Here is a 19,094-nt window from a genome sequence, read left to right as displayed (position 1 = left end):
CGCAATCCGGGGCTATCCTTGAAGATACTGATCGTTAACACGCTCTATCCGCCCGAAATCATCGGCGGCGCCGAAGTGTCTGTGTCGCTGCTCGCGGAGGCGCTGGTTCAGCGCGGCCACCAGGTTGCCGTGGTCTGCCTTCAGAACAAGCGGGATCGCACCGTCAACGAGCTCAGGGGCGTGCGCATCTACCGGGTGCCGCTGGACAACGACTACTGGCCGTTCGGCAACGACAGGAAGCCCTCCTCGGTCCAGCGCCTGAAGTGGCATCTCCAGGACACGTGGAATCGCAAGTCCGCGGCGCGCTTCGCCGAGATTCTCGATCTCGAAAAACCCGAGGTCGTCCACACCAACAACCTCACCGGATTTTCGGTCTCGTTGTGGGCGGAAGCCAGGCGGCGCAACATCCGGATCGTGCACACCTTGCGCGACTATTCCCTGCTCTGCAAACGCTCGACGTTGTTTCGCGGAGACGCGACATGTGCGCAGCGCTGCACCCTCTGCGCGGCCATGACGTCTCCCTATCTGCTGGCCTCGCGCATGGTCGATGCGGTGGTCTCGAACAGCCAGTTCGTGCTCGACCAGCATACCAGGCTGAAATACTTCCCGGGCACCGATGGCAGGGTCATCTTCAACATCGCCGATCCAAGCTCCGTAGTACCCTCACCTCCCTCGAGCTCGGATGACCTGATATTCGGGTTCATCGGCCGGCTCGAGGCGGAAAAAGGTATCGAAGTGGTACTAAAAGCCGCCGAGCAGCTCCCCGACCAGGGATGGCAACTGAAAATTGCCGGAAAGGGGCTTGAGGATTACGTCCGGGGGCTCAAAAGCCGCAGCGGGAGGAACGTCGAATGGCTTGGCTTTGCAAAGGCGGCCGAATTCTATGCCAGCATCGACGTATGCCTGGTGAGTTCGGTCTGGCCGGAGCCGCTGCCCCGGACGTTGATCGAAAGCATCAACGCCGGCCGGGCAACTATTTGCTCCACAGCAGGAGGGATTCCCGAGATCGCGGGGTTTTCCAACATGGTTGGGTCCTACGAGCCCAACGATCATAAGCGACTGGGAGAACTGATGCTGAAGGCCGTCAACGAGAGATCACGCTGGAAGCTCGCCCGGCCTCCGCAGCCCGGGTTTGCCGAGAGGTTCTCTGCCGATTCAGTGACAGGTCAATATTTGGACGTCTATTTGAATAACAGTCGAACGAGCCGGCAATAGGCCGAAACGGAGATTTCACGAAGCCATTTGGCAGGATAGCTGGACAGACCTTTTCGATGAAGATCCTTATCACGTCATCCCTCTATCCGACGCCGTTGGCTCCGAAGGTGGTCGGTGGCGCGGAAACTTTCGTCCGTCGCCTCGCCGAGACGTTGGTCGGCCAGAACGACAGCGTGGAAGTGATACGTGCTGCCTCCACACCGAACCAGCAGATGGAGACCTGCAACGGCATCGACGTGCACTCGGCGGCCGTGCACAACATCTACTTTCCCTTCGCCAAGCAGCACAGCGCGCCCGTGCGCGGCATCTGGCACGCGATCGAGGACTGGCAGCAGATGTCGGAGCTCGTCGCCGCCAGGATCAAGGCATTCAAACCGGACATCCTGCATTCCAACAATCTCTCCGGCCTGACGACGGCGGTGTGGCGAACCGCGGCGGAACTGGGCATTCCGGTCCTGCACACGCTTCACGACTACTATCTCACCTGCCCCCGCTGCTCGCGCTTCTCGGACGGACACGCCTGCAAGGCAAGCTGCATGAGCTGCCAGATCCTGACCTTTCGCCGCCGCGGGGCGACGCGACATCTGGACGCCGTCGTCGGCGTCAGCCAGCGCATTCTCGACATCCATACCGGGCTCGGTCTCTTCACGCAGACACCGCTGAAGATCGTCATTCGAAACGCCTCGACGGCCGACGTCGGCAGCGAAGAGACGGCGATGCTCGACGGCACCGTCACATTCGGATTCATCGGGCGACTGACCGAAGAAAAAGGCATCTACAATCTGGTTCGCGCCATCGCGACGATCCCGCCGGAGCGGATCCGGCTCGTCATCGCGGGTCATGCCTCCGAGAGCCAGCGCAAGCAGATCAAGGGGCTCGCCCCCAATGCGCGGATCGAGTTTCTCGGCTTCGTGCAGCCGAAGGAGTTTTACGAACAGGTGAACGTCGTGGTCGTCCCCTCGGTCTGGGAAGATCCAAGTCCGCTCGTCGTCGCCGATGCCCAGGCCGCCTGCAAGCCCCTGCTCGGCACGCCGTTCGGCGGCATCCAGGAGGCGATCAAGCCGGGCCTGACCGGCTGGCTGACGTCTCCCGATCCGGACTCGATCGCCAAGAGCATTTCGGCGATCGTCGAGGCTCCCCAGCAGATCGTGGAGATGAGCGGACGATTGAAATCCGGCATCAACAAATGGGCCTTTGACGACGTGGTCACCGGCTATCGCAACGTCTACGACCAGCTCATGCGCGGCCGCGGCATGCCTCGCACGTAATGGGGGCGGACGCAGATGCCACCGACGGCCTTCAATCATCCCGCCATGTTTTCCTTCACGCGTAGCCAGAAATGATCAGCCTGCTCGCATTCGGCAGCTACATCTACCAGAGTGCGTCCGCGATCATTCTGATCTTCGCCGTCAGCCATATCCTCTCGCCAGCCCAATACACCTCGTTTTCGCTGGCACTGGCGGCGAGCCAGTTGTTCTGCGTCTTCGTGTTCGAATGGCTGCAACTGGCCGGCGTTCGCTTCCTGGCCGCCGCTTCCGGAGAAGAGGCGGCGCGTCTGCGATTCTCGCTGTTCAGCGCGGGACTGCTCAGCGCGCTGGTTCTGCTGCTCGTCGGCAGCGTGGCGGGGCTGGTGGGCACGCTCGAGACAAGCGTCGTCGCCCTCGCGCTGGCGATGGCCGTGCTACAGGGCGCCACCGACCTGTACTTCATGATCGTGCGCGTGTCCGATCGGCTGGCGACCGCATCCGTCCTCCTGATCCTGCGCGCCAGCGTGCTCCTGGCCGGCGCCGTCACGGCGGCGCTGCTCTACGGCACCGCGGCGGCGACGCTGTGCGGCATCGCCGCGGGCTACGGCGCGGCGCTTCTGGTGAGCCTGATCGTGCATCGCACCTCGCTACAGCGGGCGTCGCGACACGCCCTGCTGACGGATTGGCGCAATTTCTGCCGATACGGCATCATGGCCGCGGCCGCCTCCGTCATCCATCTCTCCGTCCCCGTCACCTTGCGCCTGATCGTGATCGCCACACTCGGACGGACGTCGACGGGAGCCGCCGGTTTTTCGATGGCGATCGACCTCCTGCAGCGGCCGTTCTCCGTTCTGGTGACCGCCATTCACACCGTCAGCTACCCCAATGTCGTCGTGCAGTTCGAGCGCGACGTCGACGGAGAGGCGCGCAGAGCAACCGCCCGCATGCTCGACTTCATCCTCTGCGCGACGATCGTGATGCTGGGGGGGCTGATCGGCCTTCTGCCCGATGCGGCGCATCTGTTCGTCCCGGCCGATCTGCTGGTCGATTTTCTCAACGCAGCGCCGATCGCGGCGGTCTTCTACTTCCTCCACATTCACCTTCAGGCCACGCTCGCAGTGGTGCCGCATCTGACCAAATCGGCCACCAGGCTGGTGGTCGTCGCGGCGTGCCAGCTGGTGCTGGTATCGGCGGCCGCTTCGATCGGCGCCTTGCTGCACATATCGGTCGCCGGACAAATCGCGAGTGCGGCATTGGCCACCGCACTCATCATCCTCTTCGCCAGCGGCCCGTTGATCCGGTTCCGCGCTGCGCCGCGGGCGCTGCTGATCGTGGAGGCAACCGTCGCGGCCGCCGCGATCGCCATGCTCGCGGCAGCTCCGTCGGCCTCTCTGCTCTGGCTCGCGGGAAAGATCGCCTTCGCCGGGCTCGCCGTCGTCCTGGTGACGTGGCGAGGCGATCTGCTGGCCTCGGCACGCAGTTCGAACTAGGCCTGCATCGGATGGGCCAGCGGATTCCCGCTGGCATCGCCCGCCAAACCGTAGATCCTGAGGGTCTGGTCAACCATCGGCCCGACACCGAAATATTGCTGGGCGCGCGCAAGAGCATTGCGCGACAGCGCGGCGCGCAACGCGGGATCGGCCAACTTCTCGAGCGCCCCCACGAGCGCGTCGACGTCTTCGAACGGCACGATGAAGCCGGTCTGGCCGTCGATGATCTGATCCGAAGCGCCCCCTGCCGGGGTCCGCACCGGGACCAGCCCCGTCGCCATGGCCTCGGCGACGCCGAGCGGGAATCCTTCGAACCGGCTCGGCAGCGCGAACACATCGGCGGCCCAGAGGATTTCGCGGACGTCGCCCATGAACCCGAGGAACTTGAACGTGTCCTTGTCCTTCTCGTCGGCGAAGGCAAACGACTTGATTTCCTTCTCGCGCTCGGCGCCGCCGCTGCCGACGAAGTAGCATTTGATGTCGATGGGCGAAGGACTGGCGCTGTCGCGGATCCTGCGCGCCGCCTTGATGAGCAAATCATGGCCCTTCACCCAGGCGAGACGGGCCGCCAGCAGGCACATGAACTCACCCTCGGCAACCCCGAATTTCGCGCGCGCATCGCGGCGCTCGGCATCCGACGGCGGCCGAAAATGCACCGTATCGACGCCGCCATACACCTTGGCGATCCGGTTCTTGCCGAACAAGACGTAGCGCCTGAGATGCCGGAGCGATTCCTCCGACATCAGGATGAGGGTGTGCGGAAAGAAAAGATTGAAGAACAGGATCTGGACCGGGCTGAAAGTCGATTGCGGCGCATTCTGCACCTTCTCGATGTTCCCGAGCGCCGAGGGGTGATAGGTCGCGACGCAGCGCGCGCCGGTGAGCAGGGAGAGCAGCCTGCCCCACATCAGCATGCCGAGCCCATGGACGTTGATCACGGTGATGTCGTTCTCCCGAATCAGCTTCCAGAGCTGCATGAAGATCGACAGCGAGGGCAGCTTGCGAAGTCCGGGAACGACGTGCCACTGCTTGACCGCCGCCGCCAGCTTCTGGCGCTTGTATTCGGACTTCTCGTCCGACCGCACGATGCCGGAGACCAGGTGGATCTGCACGCCGCGGGCGTGCAGCCCCGTGGCCAAGGTCTCGCAATAGGATGCAATCCCGTCATTGCAATTCACGACCTCAACCAGAAACATGACATTCGGGGCGCCCGACATGGGATCCTGCATAGGAATGGCCTTCTACTCCGTTCGATCAACGAGACTTTAACCAGTGCTTAGCGGCAAAATTCGTGCCGTGCCAGCGGTTTGCCCGCCATAGCTTTGCGCGCCTAACATATTGACGTTGCGGATCTGCGACACTCCGCCCGGCATGGCCGCATCGCTCGACGTTGCCTTCACGCGCCCCCGCCGCCTCGGTCGGGGTGAGCCTGCCACGCGGATCGCGAAAGCAACGCCAGGTTGCACATCCTCGATATTCGCCCCGCCTCCGCGACGCGCGCCCGTCCGATCGTGTCGTTCGTTCGACCTCCCGCTTCAATGCCAGTGAAGATCACCCCCTGCCCGTTCGGAAGGCAGACGAAAATTTCATCGACATCGACGCGACCACCACAACACCAGGAGAGAAGAAAAAAAATTGCGTGCGAAAGTGCCGTGGCACTGCTTGCCAGCTTCTCGGGAAAATTTGGAAGGCTCCAGTCGACTTCGGCGCAAGACCAAGTGTCACATTCGACGCTTGATCCGTGTTTCTACGACTCCTAACAGCGCTTGACGCAAGACATTGGAAACAAATCTGCCCGCACGAGAAGCAAATGCGTTGCGATTAGGCATCGGCACAACATCGCTCGAACATCGTCGTTGCATCGCCATCGCGACGTCATGCTGCAAGCACATTAGCGTGGTCTTCACAGATGAAGCTCAGTCTAAGCAGATTCGTGCGCTGTGAGCGTCGCGCAGGAAAGTCTCGGCGAGAGAATCTCCGGGGTGCTTCCATTTTTACCGATCTCACCAACTCGAAAAACAGAGATTGGCCGATACGACGGACACAGGCGGCAACGAACTCTCGCGTTCCAGAAAAGGCTCTGAAATACCGATGACCACCGCATCACCAGATCAAACGATCCTGTCGGCGAGCACCTTCATCAGTTCCATCGGCGTCAATGTCCATGTCGGTTATTCGTGGGGCGCCTACGACAACCTCGCCCTCGTAGAGGACGACCTCAAATATCTCGGGGTGACCAAACTGCGCGGCGGACTCGCCACGAGCCCCGAGGCGCAACCGATCGTCGAAGGACTCGCGAAGGACGGATACAAATTCGATCTCGTGGTTCCGTCGGGTGTTCCAGAAGGCGGAACCGCAGCGCTCCAAGCCTATCTCGAGTCCGTCAAGGAGTTTGCGGCCAGTCATCCCGGCAGCGTCATCGCGCTGGAAGGCCTCAACGAGGCGAACATCCAGGGCTTCAGCTACAACGGCAGCTCCAGCGTTTCCGCCGCGGCACAGTTCCAGGCGGCCTACTATAACGCAATCAAGGCCGACGCCGCGCTCAAGGACATCCCCGTCTACAATCTGTCACTGGGCTACAACGACACGACCGACTACGCCAAACTTGGAGATATGTCGGGAGCGACCGACTACGCCAACTCCCACGCCTATGTCAGCACCAGCCTGACCCCCGCGGCAGCCCTCCAGGCTCTGCTCGGCAACGCGACGTCGATCACACCCGGCGATCCCGTCGTCATCACGGAAACCGGCTATACGACCAAGAGCGATACACCTTATGTTGGCGCCAGCGAAAACGTGCAGGCCAAGTCGATCCTGAACACGCTGGTCGACGCCTACAAGGACGGCGTCAGCACCACCTATCTCTATCAGCTGCTCGACGCTTCGGCGAGCAACGACCCCACCGATCCGGAATCGCACTGGGGCCTGTTCAACGGCGACGGAACCCCGAAGCTGGCGGCGACCGCGATCCACAATCTGACGACAATCCTGGCTGACGACGGCACCGGCGGCCACACGCCGACGGCTTCGCTGAACTACACGCTCGACGGTCTGCCGGCGTCCGGGAACAGCATGGTTCTCGGCAAGAGCAACGGCGCCTACGAGTTGGTGGTCTGGGCGGAACCCAAGATCTGGAACGACGCCACCGACACCGAGATCTCGAACCCAACCAGTTCGGTCACGGTGAACCTCGGCAGCGTCCACCATCTGATCAACGTTTACGACCCGCTGAAGGGCAGTTCGCCGATCGCCACCTACACCGACGTCAGCCAGATCGTGGTTCCGATCACGGATCATCCCCTGATCATCGAGATCGACGCTCCGACAGGAGGCGGCACGACACCGCCCGCCGTGACCGACGTCAGCGGAACCGCCGAGGACATCGTGTCGCAGATGTCCGAGCTGAACGCCTCGACCTCGCTTCAGACCATCACGCTCACCGACACGCACGTGCTTCCGGTCGCCTCGATCGCGACCATGGAGTACATGATCTCGCACTATACCAACGCGCTGGCGGCGATCCAGGGCGGCTACCAGTTCTCCGTCACCAACTCGACCGATACCTGGAGCGTGACCAGGGTCTACGACTCCTCGGCAAGGCTTGTATCGACCAGCACGTCCAACTTCACGAACGGCGTCATCACCAGCAAGGTCACGCTCAATACCGACGGCTCGTCGGAGAACATCGCCTATACCGACGGGAAGATGGTGCGTGACGTCACGGTCTCGCCGATCGGCGACAAGGACACCAAGACCTACGATGCAAGCGGCAATCTGATCGCGGACCTCGTCCAGAACAAGGACGGATCGTCCTCGAACACGCTCTACACGGCCGGCGTCAAGACCAAGGTCTATGTCACCAATGCCGACCGCACTCACGACAACTACTATTACAACATCACCGGCCAGTCCTACACGACCGAGCACGACCAGCTCGACGCGAGCGGAAGACTGCTGTCCGTCGTCCGCACGCATGCCGACGGCTCCATGGCCTACAGCCAAGTCTACAACAGCGACGGCAGCAAGGTCACGACCCAGTACGACTCCACGGGCCACAAGACCTCGGTGATCACCGTCACGGCGTCGGCGACCACGACCGATTTCTACACCACGGCCGGCGTCCTCAAGCAGACGGTCGTGCAGACGACCTCCGGCAACGTCACCACGACGAACTACAACGGCTCGTTGCTGGTGTCGGTCTACGTCGTCAACGCCGACGGGTCAAAAGAGTCGAAATTGTACGACGCCCAAGGCATCATCGCGAGCGACCTGATCCAGAATGCTGATGGCTCGTCCTCGAACACACTGTACACGGCCGGTGTCAAGACCAAGACCTACGTCACCAACGCCGACGGCAGCCTCGACAACTATTATTACAACATCACCGGCCAGTCCTACACCAGCGAGCACGATCATCTCGACGCAAGCGGCAAGCTGCTGTCGGTCAGCCGGACCCATGCCGACGGCACCATGGCCTACAGCCAGGTGTTCAACAGCGACGGCAGCAAGGTTACGACCCAGTACGACTCCACGGGTCACAAGACCTCGGTCGTCACCACGACGTCGACGGCCACCACGACCGATTTCTACACCACCGCCGGCGTCCTCAAGCAGACGGTCGTGCAGACGACCTCCGGCAACGTGACAACGACCAACTATAACGGCTCGCTGCTGGTATCGGTCTACGTGGTGAACGCCGACGGCTCGAAGGAATCGAAGCTCTACGACTCCAACGGCATCATCTCGGGGGACCTGGTTCAGAACACGGACGGCTCGTCCTCGAACACGGTCTACACGGCCGGTGTCAAGACCAAGGCCTACGTCACCAACGCCGACGGCAGCCGCGACAACTACTATTACAACATCACCGGCCAGTCCTACACGACCGAGCACGACCACATCGACCCGAGCGGAAAGCTGCTGCTGGTCAGCCGCACCCACGCCGACGGCACGATGGCCTATAGCCAGGTGCTGAACAGCGACGGCAGCAAGGTCACGACCCAGTACGACTCCACGGGTCACAAGATCTCCGTCGTCACCGTCACGTCGTCGGCCACGACGACCGACATCTATGACGCGGCGTCCGGAGCACTGAAACAGGAGATCGTCACGACGAGTTCCGGCAACACCACCACGACCAACTACAATGGCTCGCTGCTGGCGTCGGTCTACGTCGTCAACGCCGACGGGTCAAAGGACACCAAGCTGTACGATTCCAGCGGAAAGATCGCCAGCGACCTGGTCCAGAACAAGGATGGCTCGTCCTCGAACACGGTCTATTCGGCCGGCGTCAAGACCAAGCTCTATGTCACCAATGTTGACGGCAGCCATGACAACTCCTTCTACAACATCACGGGCCAGAGCTACACGACCGAGATCCAGCACCTCACCGCGGCCGGCACGCTCACGACCCTGACCCGCCTCCATGCCGATGACACGCTCGCCTACAAGCAGGTGATCAACAGCGACGGCAGCAAGGTCACCGACCTCTATGACAGCACCGGCCACAAGACCAGCGAGATCCTCAACTCAACCGATGGCTCGACCACGACGGACAATTATGATTCGTCGGGAGCCCTGAGCCAGGAGATCCACAAGACAGCGGGCGGCGACGTCACGACCACGAACTACGCGAACGGGTTGAACGCTTCGATCTACGTCGTCAACGCCGACGGCTCCAAGGAGACGAAGCTGTTCGACAGCAGCGGCAGCCTGACCAGCGACTACGTGCTGAACAAAGACGGCTCGAACTCGACGACGGTGTACACGTCGGGCGTCAAGACCGCGGTTTATGCCAACAACACCGACGGCTCGCACGACAACACGATCTACAACATCACCGGCAAGAGCTACGTCACGGAGCAGCAGCACATCGACGCTGCGGGCAAGATGACGTCGCTGATCCGTTCGCACGCAGACGGCACGCTCGACTACACGCAAGTCATCAAGTCGGACGGCAGCAAGGTCACCGATGTCTACGACTCTACCGGGGTCAAGACGACCGAGACCCTCAACAACGCCGACGGAACGACGGATGTCTTCAAGTTCAAGGTCTCCGGCCTGCCGGGCGCCGTCGAACACGACAGCTACAATACCAGCGGCTCGCTGCTCTCGATCGACGTCCTCAACACCGACGGCACCCACACCGTCACGGCCGTGACTGCGGGACTGACGCTGGCCGGCGGCACCGGCAACGACGTCTTCTCCTCCGCACCGGGCACGACTACCGTCATGTTCGACGGCGGCAACGACCAGATCAAGAGCTTCCACGCCGGAACCGCGTCCAACCACGACACGATCGAAATCCTGAAATCACTGGTGGCCGACTACAGCCACCTCCAGATTTCGCAATCGGGCTCCGACACGCTGATCCAGCTCACCTCGGCCGATTCCATCCTGCTGAAGAATGTGAATTCGGCGACGCTCGATCACGGCAACTTCCTGTTCGTCTGACGACGCATCGGGCCGGCAGGTACGCCTGCCGGCCCGATGGCGGAACACGGATGAACGGATGAAACGACGTCAGTGCGGCCGCGTGGCCGCACCGATGAAGATGATGTCCTCTGCGAGCAGCGGAAGCTGCCGCAGCAGCAGCGACTTCAGCATTCCGGCGCGCATGAAGGTCGCCATCTTCACCTCGACCGGCGCATACCCGGCATCGATTGCGACCTTGGCGATCGTATAGGGCGTGAAGAAGAACCGGTGATCGCTGTTGATCGTCTCGACGTTCTTCAGGATACCCTTGATGTTGCCGCCCCTGAAGGCGTTCGGAACGGTGATCACGATCTGGTCGACGACGTCGCCGTAGTTCTCCCTGAAGCGCGACAGGAACGAGACCGGGTTGGGAATGTGCTCGACGACTTCGCCGAACACGGCGATGTCGAACTTCCGGCCGGATATTGCTTCGATCTTTTGACCCGACGTCACGTCTCCCGCGACCATGTTGTCGAGGCCGGAAACTCGTGACGCTTCCCGCACCGCGTCCGCATCGATATCGACGCCGACGGTGTATTCGGAACATTCCGTAATCAGGCCGTGCAGCCAATCCCGGTTGTCGATCTTGCGCTTGATGAGCGGCAGATGGTCACAGCACCCGACATGCAAGACCCGCTTGCCCCGACAGATGTCCACCAGGACGTCGCATCTGTATCTGACGTCGCCGTCGCCCCGATACTGCACGACGATGGTGTCTTTGAACTTCGAGCCGTCGAGATAGGGATAGACTTGCGAAAAATCGGTAATGATCGACGACATCGGCTGGCCCTCGGTTACATGATTAGACGTTTCCCGACACAACTATACATAGCCAGCAATCAGAATTGTGACCGCTTTGCCGCCAAGGCCGATTAGAAGGACGTCACGATGATGGCCGGAATCTATGCAATTTGCCGCTTGTCGCATCATGGGCGACCGCGACATCGCTCGAACCAACGGAACCTGCTCAGGCCCATGCGTAGGACGGTTCGCCGGTCCGCGAACAAACGAGCAGCGCGGAACGGGTGACGGTTCCGAACAACACTGAACCGCCCGAAAAGCAGGTGTTGAACAAGAGGCCTCTTTCGAGCGCAATGCCCCGATAACCAGCAGGGCCCTGGGCCCCGCCTTGCTGCTTTAAGCGCGCATCCGATCGGGTGCTTCCGAGCGCACGACCCGCGCAGGTGCTCCCGCAGCGACGGAACGCGGCGGAACGTCACGCGTCACAACCGCGTTGGCGGCGACGTTTGCTCCTGCGCCAATCGAAATGGGGCCGACGATTACGGCACCGGTATAGATGACGGCATCGTCCCCGATGGTCGGACAACCCGGCTCATCCCAGGCGCGCCGGCCAAGCGTGACGTTGTGATACAGCATCACGGAACGGCCGATCCGCGCCCCCTCGCCGACCACGACTCCGGTCGGATGCGGCAGGATCAGTCCCGGTCCGATTTCTGCGAGAACCGAGATGTAGCAGCCTCGCCGCATCAGCGCCCTCACGAGCAGCCAGGTGATCTGATGACCCCAGCGCGTCCGGAAGCGCAGCATCTTGGCGATCCGCCACGTCGTGATCACGGCAAAGCCCGGGCTCGTCAGCAAGGCGACGATAGCGGCTCCAACGCCGGACCTGCCGGTGTTTGCCATCAGGTCCTCGCGCCACGGAATTCCCGGCTGGGACTTGTCGTCCATTCCCTCTCCTGAAGACATCAACCGATCTCTACTAACCTGCCGAGGGAAGATTTGCCTGCATCGGCGGAACCGATCCGCCGAGCAGCGACTGCATGCTGTTCCAGATACGACGCCTGAATATCACGTAGCTGCAAAGCACGACGACCGCATAAACGGCCGTCGCGATCAGCCAATGCGACAGACTTGCGACCTCGCCCTTCGTCGCCACGAGCGCGCACAACGTCCCCAGGGACGTCCCCACGGTGGCGGGCATCAGGGAACCGAACAACGACGCATAGGGAACCCCGCAGTTGCGGGCTCCGATCATCAGCATGAAAGCGCAAACCAGGATCGACACGACGAGGTACACCACGGCGACGGCCGTGAGTCCGAACGGCAGTGCGACGACAAAAGCAAGAATCATGCTGGCGCTATTGGCGCTGCTCACCCAAAACTGGAGCCGCGCCTGGTTGTGGGCCAGCAGGATCGGGCCGGCATAGGCCGCAATCGACTGCGCGGCACCCGCGGGCGCGAGAATGGCGATCAGCGGCAGCACCTCCTGCCAATGCGGCGAAAGGAATGTCGCAACGGGATATTTCAGCCCGAAGGTCAGATAGATCATCGCCGGGAACGTGATCATCGCCGTCATGCCGAGCACCGCGCAAATTGCCGCCTTGCGCCGGTCCTGTTCCCGCTCGCCGCTCATCCGGCTCAAGGTGGCCATGAGAACCCCTCCGCCCGGCCAGGAGAGAATCATCAGCGGAAGCGTCATGAACTGGAAGGCGAGACCGAACAGGCCGACCGCCGCCGCGCCCAACTTGGCGCCGATCAGGAGATTGCCGACGTTTCTGGCAGTGAAGTTGAGGACGTTCGAGGCCAGCACCCAGCCGCCGAACGACAGCATCAGGGCGACGCCGCGCCATTTGAAGTTCAGATGAATGTGGCGTCTGGTGTTCACATAGAACGCGACGGCGCGCACCGCCTGCATCAGGACATAGTACGCGATCAACGCCCAGATCCCCCACCCGAGCAGGGCGCCGACCACGCCCACCGTCGCGGACGCCATCGCGGCCCCGGCTTCGATCAGGGCGATCGTTTGATATTGCAGCGAGCGCTCCAGAACCGCACGCGGTCCCATCGCGGAAATGGACAAGACGACCGAACCGGAGAGCGCGGCCAGCACGGCCGGCAGTCCCTGCATGTCGACGGCGGCTCCGAGCGGCTTCGATGCGGCGGCCAGCACCAATGCACAGCCGATCCCGATCGCGACCATCAGCGTCGTCGCCGCACCGGCCTCCTCCTTCGTGAGCGACGTCCTCTGGATCATCGCGCTCGACAGCCCGAGGTCGGTCAGCATGGAGATGAAGGCGATGAACGGCAGCGAAAACGCCACGAGCCCGAATTCCGTCGGCGTCACGAAATAGGTGATCAGCAGCGTGATGAGGAACTGAACCGCCGACTTCACGACGTTCACGCTCGACATCGAGAGCAGATTCTTGATGATCATGACGTTACCCGCATGTGATCCGGCTGAAACGATGGCGAGCGCATGCGCTCAGGCGACATAACGGGCTTCACGACGCACTCCGAAAAACAGTCCTCGCAGCGCCGGATCCAGCAAACGGCGCAGTCGCACTTCGATCAGCTCGTAACTGACCGTACCCGCTATCAGCGCGGCAATTAAGCCAAGACCTGCAAATCCAGCCCAGAGGAGCCAGAGATTGACTCCGTGCGCGGCCAGCTTCACTCCGATCACCTGCAACGGGAATAGCGCAAAAGGATGGACCAAATAGAGGCTATAGCTGATCTTTCCAAGGAACTGGAGGAATTTGCCGCTCAGAGCAACGGCAACACCGGAGTCTGGAGCAAGGACCATTCCAAACAGCAGCGCCCCCGGGAGCAAGCCGACCAGCGGATGCACATATTCGATCGACACGTACATCGCGGCCCCGCAAAGGATGCCGGCCAGCAACCCGGGCCAGCCGACGACGCGGATCCGCAGGCTGACGAGACTGAACAGCAATCCGACAAGGAAGAACGCGGCGATCGGCCGAAAGGCGATGCCCGCGAGACCGAGCAGGATAAAGGGCGCCGCCAGAAGCCAGTTCTTCCGCCGCACCACCGTCACGAAGACCAGCGCGAACAGGATGTAGAACGCCCATTCGTAGCTCAGGGTCCAGGCGTTCTGCTGGCCGATAGGCAATCCCAGTGCGTCCGGCAGGAACGCCAGATTGACAAGGAACAGCTTGAGATATGTCGGCAGATCGATCCCCTTGAAGAACTTGTAGCCAACCAGGGGCCCTGCCGTGAACAGGATCAGGTGCAGGATCACGAACACGGGAAGGATACGCAGGGCGCGATCGAGAAAGAATTTCCCGACGCTGCGATGGCGCATGAGGCTCGCCGGAATCAGGAAGCCGCTGATCATGAAGAACAGCTCGACGCCGTGCCCGCCCATGTTGACCGTCGCTTCAAGCCACGGCCAGATGGGGGGCAGGAAGCCCGCCAGAAGCGGCATGTCCTGGAGGTGCACGATCAGCACGCTGAGCGCCGCGACACCACGCAGCCCCTGTATCGCCTCTACGAAATTCCTGCTGTCTCCGCTCACCACCACGATCCGATCTCAAGATGAAAGAAGGTAACGGACCGGAGCCCGCGCTGCGCGCCGCAGTTCATTGCATGAAGCACCATGGCGATCATGCCGGCCGCGAAACCAGATCCTCGACGTCAGGCGCGAGCGGTGCCGCACTCGAGGCGGTCCTGTCATCCTTCTCCCGCGCAAAGACCTCGCTGAAGGCCACGCCCAGCATGATCAGACCGCTTGCCGGGCCATAGGCCAAGACAGTGATGGTGAAGAGGTTCATGGCGACCGCGAAAGACAGCTTGTAGATGTCCCTGGTCCTTGCGACCGCGAGGATGACCAGGATCATGAACACCACGAAGATCGGCCCGAACATCAGGTAGGTGCCGAGGTAGAAATTATCCACCGGGACGTAATAGCTGAGCTTGTTCGAGAACAGCAGCTGCGGATAGTTGAAGCAACCGAGGCCGCAGCCGACGAAGAAGCCGACCGGCATGAGATCGGCCATGTAGACGAACGGCAGCTGCCAGCTGTTGTTGACGCGGTCCTGCAGGCTGAACAGGCCGCGCGACATGCTGACGAGGCCGTTGCCGGAGAACAAGGCGATCAGCACCGCCGGCACCAGGATCGACAGGAACGAAAGAAGCGCCATCCGCCGCAGCATGGGAAACTTCTCGCGCTCGGGAACGAGACGAACGATGATCAGGCAAAGAACGTAGATCACCATCACGCCGAGCGACGTCTTGTTTGTGGTCAATTTGATGGCGTACAGACCGATGGGCGTCCAGAACAGGCACCACGGCAGGCTTCGGCGCACCGAGATGATCACAAAGGAAATGAACACGAAGAACGCGGCCATCGTGCTGTCGGCAGCCAGTCCCGCCAGGCGTGTCTCGGAAGCCGACCACCACAGCCGCGTCGCCTGCCGCGTCGTGCCGAAAGTCTCGTAGGCATAGCCCACCCACGGCATCTGGAAGCGAGACGACAATATGATCCCGACGATCGTCAGGTAGAAGATCGGGTGAAGCCAGCGCTGTAGTCGATCGTAATCGCCGAAATTACGCCCGCAGAAGCAGAAGCCGACGAACACCGGCGCGATCATCTTGAACGACGACATCATGCCGCTGAAATAACCCAGGAACACATATCCGAGGTAGAGCGCAAAGCAGATGTAGAACAGCGTGAGGATGGCGACGAGGTTCCGTCCCATCAGGATGTAGCGCTGCACGAAGGCGAAAATGCAGACCAGGGCAAAAATGTCGGGCAGGAACCACAGCGGACTGATCTTGAGGACCGCCAGATAATAGCGCAGCGCGCCTGCGAGCGCGTCGCGGTAGAAATAAAGCAGGAGTGCGATCGCCTCGAGATTGAAGAATGCACTGCCTTCCTGCTGATGATGCAGAGGCATCCGCACCGGATCGACGATGCGCCAGTCCGAACTCGGGAGAGCCGAAGAGCTGCTGGACATCGCGCCTCACTCCGCCGCGGCAACAGAGGGAACGGCACGGCGGCTGAACAGCCGAAGCACGAACCGCGAACCGGGCATCTCGACCCGGAGATAGGTGAAGTTGGAAAGCGCAAGCACGGCCACGACGAAGACGGCCAGCAGCAGCGACGCCGCCAGTCCGGGAAGAAGATTGTCCACCATCTGCAGACGCGCCGGCCCCACGCCCCGCGCGAAGTACTGGATGAGAACGAGGACGAGGGCGTGCACCATGTAGATCGAATAGGAGCGCTTGCCCAACCACACCAGGGGTCGAACAGACAACAGCTTCGGCAGGAGCCGCTCGGGAAACGCCATCAGCGAGCCCAGCAGAGCGGCGAAAACGACCGGCGCGACGAAGCTGAGCCGTTCATCGAAGCCGACGACACAGACCAGCACGACGGCAACGGCGGCCAGTCCAATCTGGCAAACCGACTGAACGAGAGGGCTCACCGCGCGGCCTCTCCCGGTGACGAAGCGAAGCGTGAGCACGCCGATGAAGAAACCCAGAAAGCATCGGGTGAAGCCGTTGGTCTGGAAATCAAGCGTTTCATTCTTGAGCACGAAGATGATGAGCGCCGCGCCCAGGACGGCCAGCACGGCACTGAGGACATAGACGAGCCTGATGTAGCCGAGGCGCTGCGCCAGGACGACGACGCCGGCGAATACAATGTAGGTGTAGAATTCGGCGCTGATGCTCCAGCTCGGGCCGTTCCAGCTCAGATAGTCGAGCACGCCCATGGCATGGAGCAAAAACACGTTCGCGACGAACGAGTACACGTTGTTAACCTGGAGATCCGCCGATTCGTTGGTGGAGAAGTGCAGCAGGCCCATTTCGGTCAGCGATAGCCGCATCAGGCGGAACGCCAGAAACGCGAACAGCATGACGATGTGCAGCGGATAGATGCGTGCGATCCGACGCAGGGTAAACGTTCGGAAGTCGAACTCGCTGAATTCCGACTGAACGTAGCTCATCGAGATCACGATGCCGCTCAGCACGAAGAACAAATCGACGAAGAGCCAGGAATTGTGAAAGAACGCGACGTCGATCCAGGCGCGGTGAGGCAGCGCAGCGGCGAGCGGATCCGATCCGACGAAGTGATGGACGACCACGCAGAGGGCTGCGAGGCCGCGGACGCTGTCCAGTGGAACGTAGTGCGCCTTCGTTTGATGAGCTAGCACTTGAAAGACGCTCTACGATTCGACCAAAGCGAAATGCTGCGGTGCAATATAATGCCTCCACCGGGTGGTTTATTCAACTGAAAAGAGCCGAACCGCCGATCTCCGGCGCCGGACACTGCACACAAGATGCGGCAGCAAGAAGCCGGACACATCTGTGCTCCGGCTTCGGCAACGTGCTCATAAACTTCAATTCAGCTTTCGTGAGGCAACGGGCATTGCGTTTGGAACAGATCAGGGCTGCGCGCGCGAACCTCCGCCGCATTCCGTGCAATCGTGCGAATGACGGTCAACACGCCAGCTCGCATTAACTTGATCTCATGCGAGGTTCTGATAGCTCCGTCGGCGCTGAGCAGAACGACAGAGGGGCCTTTGGGCGCGATATCGCGATTTTTCGCCGCAGCCGTGTTTGTGCTGGCGCCACTTCCGCTCGGATCCCTCGACCTCGCGTGGATTTGCTTCTGGAATTTTCTGCTCGTTTGCAGCCTGCTGACCGCCGATCTCTCAGCGGTGAGCCGTCGCAACGCCATGCTGCTGATTCCGGCGGCAGTGACCGTCGCGACAGTGGGCGTCATCGTCACGTTGCAAATGTGGAGCGGCCCTCCTGCACAATCCGCAACCATCTGGGAACTGCCGCGACGGTCGTTCGGTCTTGCCCTGCCTGACCGCCTTTCTATGACCGCACGCGGACCGTGGCTGGCGTTCGGGTCGGTCCTGCTGCTGTCACTCGCCTTCACGCGCGCGGTGATTCTTGCAAGCGATGCGAGAGCTGCCCGTTCACTGCTACGAATACTGGCATGGGCCGGGTGCCTGTATGCACTCTACGGAATCCTGGCGGAGCTGATCGCGCCTGACGTGGTCCTATTCCGGCAGAAGGAAGCCTATCTCGGCTTCGTCACGGGAACGTTTGTCAACCGAAACACGGCGGCGACGTTCTGGGGCACCTGCGCCCTGCTGTTTCTGGTGCCGCTCCTGCGCACCATGCACCGCCAGGAGAGCGGGCCGCCGGAGCAACCGGATTGGCGAGCGCAGCTGGAGCAGATGCTCTCCACGCCGGTGGCGCTTGGCGCGGGCTTCGCGATCTGCACGATTGCGCTTGCCATGACCGGATCGCGCGCGGGCCTTCTGCTGTCGGTCGGCACATTCGTGCTGGCCATCATCCTCTATCTCGTGCCGCTCGAACTCGGCAGATCGCGGAAATGGCTGGTCCTTGGCGGCTCGGCGGCTGCAGGGCTCGTGCTCCTGCAACTCGTCGGCGGCCTCGTCGCAGGGCGAATCGTCGAACATGGGCTGATCGATCCCCAGAGGATTGCAGCCTATCAGGCCTCATTGGGGATCATCGCCGATCATCAGCTGCTCGGAATCGGGCTCGGCAATTTCGAGGCTGTTTTTCCCGCCTACAGGCCCGCAGTGCTCGGCAGTCTCGGCATCTGGGATCGTGCCCACAGCACGCCGGTGGAAATTGCCGTCGAATTGGGCATTCCCGCCTTTGCCGTGATCGCGCTCGTCAGCCTCTGGTACTTTTACCATTTGCTTACCGGAAGCTTGCGCAGGAAGCGCGATCGCTACATACCCGTCATCGGCGCGAGCGTCGCCGTATTGGGCGTATCACATAGCTGCATCGATTTTTCACTGCAAATCCCAGGATATGGCGTGTTTTTCGCGGCTATCGTCGGATGTGGCCTCGCGCAATCGCTGCCGTCACAATTGCGAAAAGAACGTGGCAAATCTGCGCAAATCGAGTTAAAGTAAAAAGA

Annotated in this window: 12 protein-coding genes; 5 read left to right on the top strand and 7 right to left on the bottom strand. The window is 61.5% G+C overall.

Going from position 1 to position 19,094, the window contains the following annotated elements; all coding sequences use genetic code 11:
* Positions 1-18: 18 nt before the first annotated feature.
* The 3 genes from BJA_RS11645 (at position 19) to BJA_RS11635 (ending at position 3,952) form a co-directional block, all read left to right on the top strand.
* Positions 19-1,215, top strand: coding sequence for a glycosyltransferase family 4 protein (locus tag BJA_RS11645; protein ID WP_038966612.1), 1,197 nt, complete (start codon positions 19-21; stop codon positions 1,213-1,215).
* 56 nt (positions 1,216-1,271) lie between these two features.
* Positions 1,272-2,483 (top strand): glycosyltransferase family 4 protein, encoded by a 1,212-nt coding sequence (locus tag BJA_RS11640; RefSeq protein ID WP_011085163.1) that lies wholly within the window; start codon positions 1,272-1,274, stop codon positions 2,481-2,483.
* 71 nt (positions 2,484-2,554) lie between these two features.
* Positions 2,555-3,952 carry a hypothetical protein gene (locus tag BJA_RS11635; RefSeq protein ID WP_011085162.1) on the top strand — a complete coding sequence of 466 codons (1,398 nt, stop codon included), beginning with the start codon at positions 2,555-2,557 and terminating at the stop codon, positions 3,950-3,952.
* On the opposite strand, the gene BJA_RS11630 is transcribed toward BJA_RS11635, so the two are convergent.
* Positions 3,949-5,169, bottom strand: coding sequence for a glycosyltransferase family 4 protein (locus tag BJA_RS11630; protein WP_236842196.1), 1,221 nt, complete (start codon positions 5,167-5,169; stop codon positions 3,949-3,951). The genes BJA_RS11635 and BJA_RS11630 overlap by 4 nt on opposite strands.
* An 874-nt stretch (positions 5,170-6,043) precedes the next feature.
* Between BJA_RS11630 and BJA_RS11625 the strand changes: the two genes are divergently transcribed.
* On the top strand, positions 6,044-10,405 hold the full coding sequence (locus BJA_RS11625; protein ID WP_011085160.1) for a hypothetical protein: 4,362 nt from the start codon (positions 6,044-6,046) through the stop codon (positions 10,403-10,405).
* A 69-nt stretch (positions 10,406-10,474) separates the two neighbouring features.
* On the opposite strand, the gene BJA_RS11620 is transcribed toward BJA_RS11625, so the two are convergent.
* The 6 genes from BJA_RS11620 to BJA_RS11595 form a co-directional block, all read right to left on the bottom strand.
* Complete coding sequence (locus BJA_RS11620; protein WP_011085159.1) at positions 10,475-11,206, bottom strand: class I SAM-dependent methyltransferase; 732 nt, start codon at positions 11,204-11,206, stop codon at positions 10,475-10,477.
* Positions 11,207-11,563: 357 nt separating this feature from the next.
* Positions 11,564-12,115 (bottom strand): serine O-acetyltransferase, encoded by a 552-nt coding sequence (locus BJA_RS11615; RefSeq protein WP_011085158.1) that lies wholly within the window; start codon positions 12,113-12,115, stop codon positions 11,564-11,566.
* A 31-nt stretch (positions 12,116-12,146) separates the two neighbouring features.
* Positions 12,147-13,601 carry a lipopolysaccharide biosynthesis protein gene (locus tag BJA_RS11610; RefSeq protein WP_011085157.1) on the bottom strand — a complete coding sequence of 485 codons (1,455 nt, stop codon included), beginning with the start codon at positions 13,599-13,601 and terminating at the stop codon, positions 12,147-12,149.
* A gap of 48 nt (positions 13,602-13,649) precedes the next feature.
* Positions 13,650-14,702 (bottom strand): acyltransferase family protein, encoded by a 1,053-nt coding sequence (locus BJA_RS11605; RefSeq protein ID WP_038966616.1) that lies wholly within the window; start codon positions 14,700-14,702, stop codon positions 13,650-13,652.
* Positions 14,703-14,790: 88 nt separating this feature from the next.
* Complete coding sequence (locus BJA_RS11600; protein ID WP_011085155.1) at positions 14,791-16,143, bottom strand: hypothetical protein; 1,353 nt, start codon at positions 16,141-16,143, stop codon at positions 14,791-14,793.
* 6 nt (positions 16,144-16,149) lie between these two features.
* Entirely contained in the window at positions 16,150-17,340 is a 1,191-nt protein-coding gene (locus BJA_RS11595; RefSeq protein WP_011085154.1) for an acyltransferase family protein, read from the bottom strand.
* 279 nt (positions 17,341-17,619) lie between these two features.
* Between BJA_RS11595 and BJA_RS11590 the strand changes: the two genes are divergently transcribed.
* Complete coding sequence (locus BJA_RS11590) at positions 17,620-19,089, top strand: O-antigen ligase family protein (protein WP_236842195.1); 1,470 nt, start codon at positions 17,620-17,622, stop codon at positions 19,087-19,089.
* Positions 19,090-19,094: the final 5 nt, after the last annotated feature.

Origin of the sequence: Bradyrhizobium diazoefficiens USDA 110 (assembly GCF_000011365.1) — a bacterium.
Taxonomy (GTDB): domain Bacteria; phylum Pseudomonadota; class Alphaproteobacteria; order Rhizobiales; family Xanthobacteraceae; genus Bradyrhizobium; species Bradyrhizobium diazoefficiens.
This window is presented reverse-complemented; position numbering and strand designations above follow the sequence as displayed.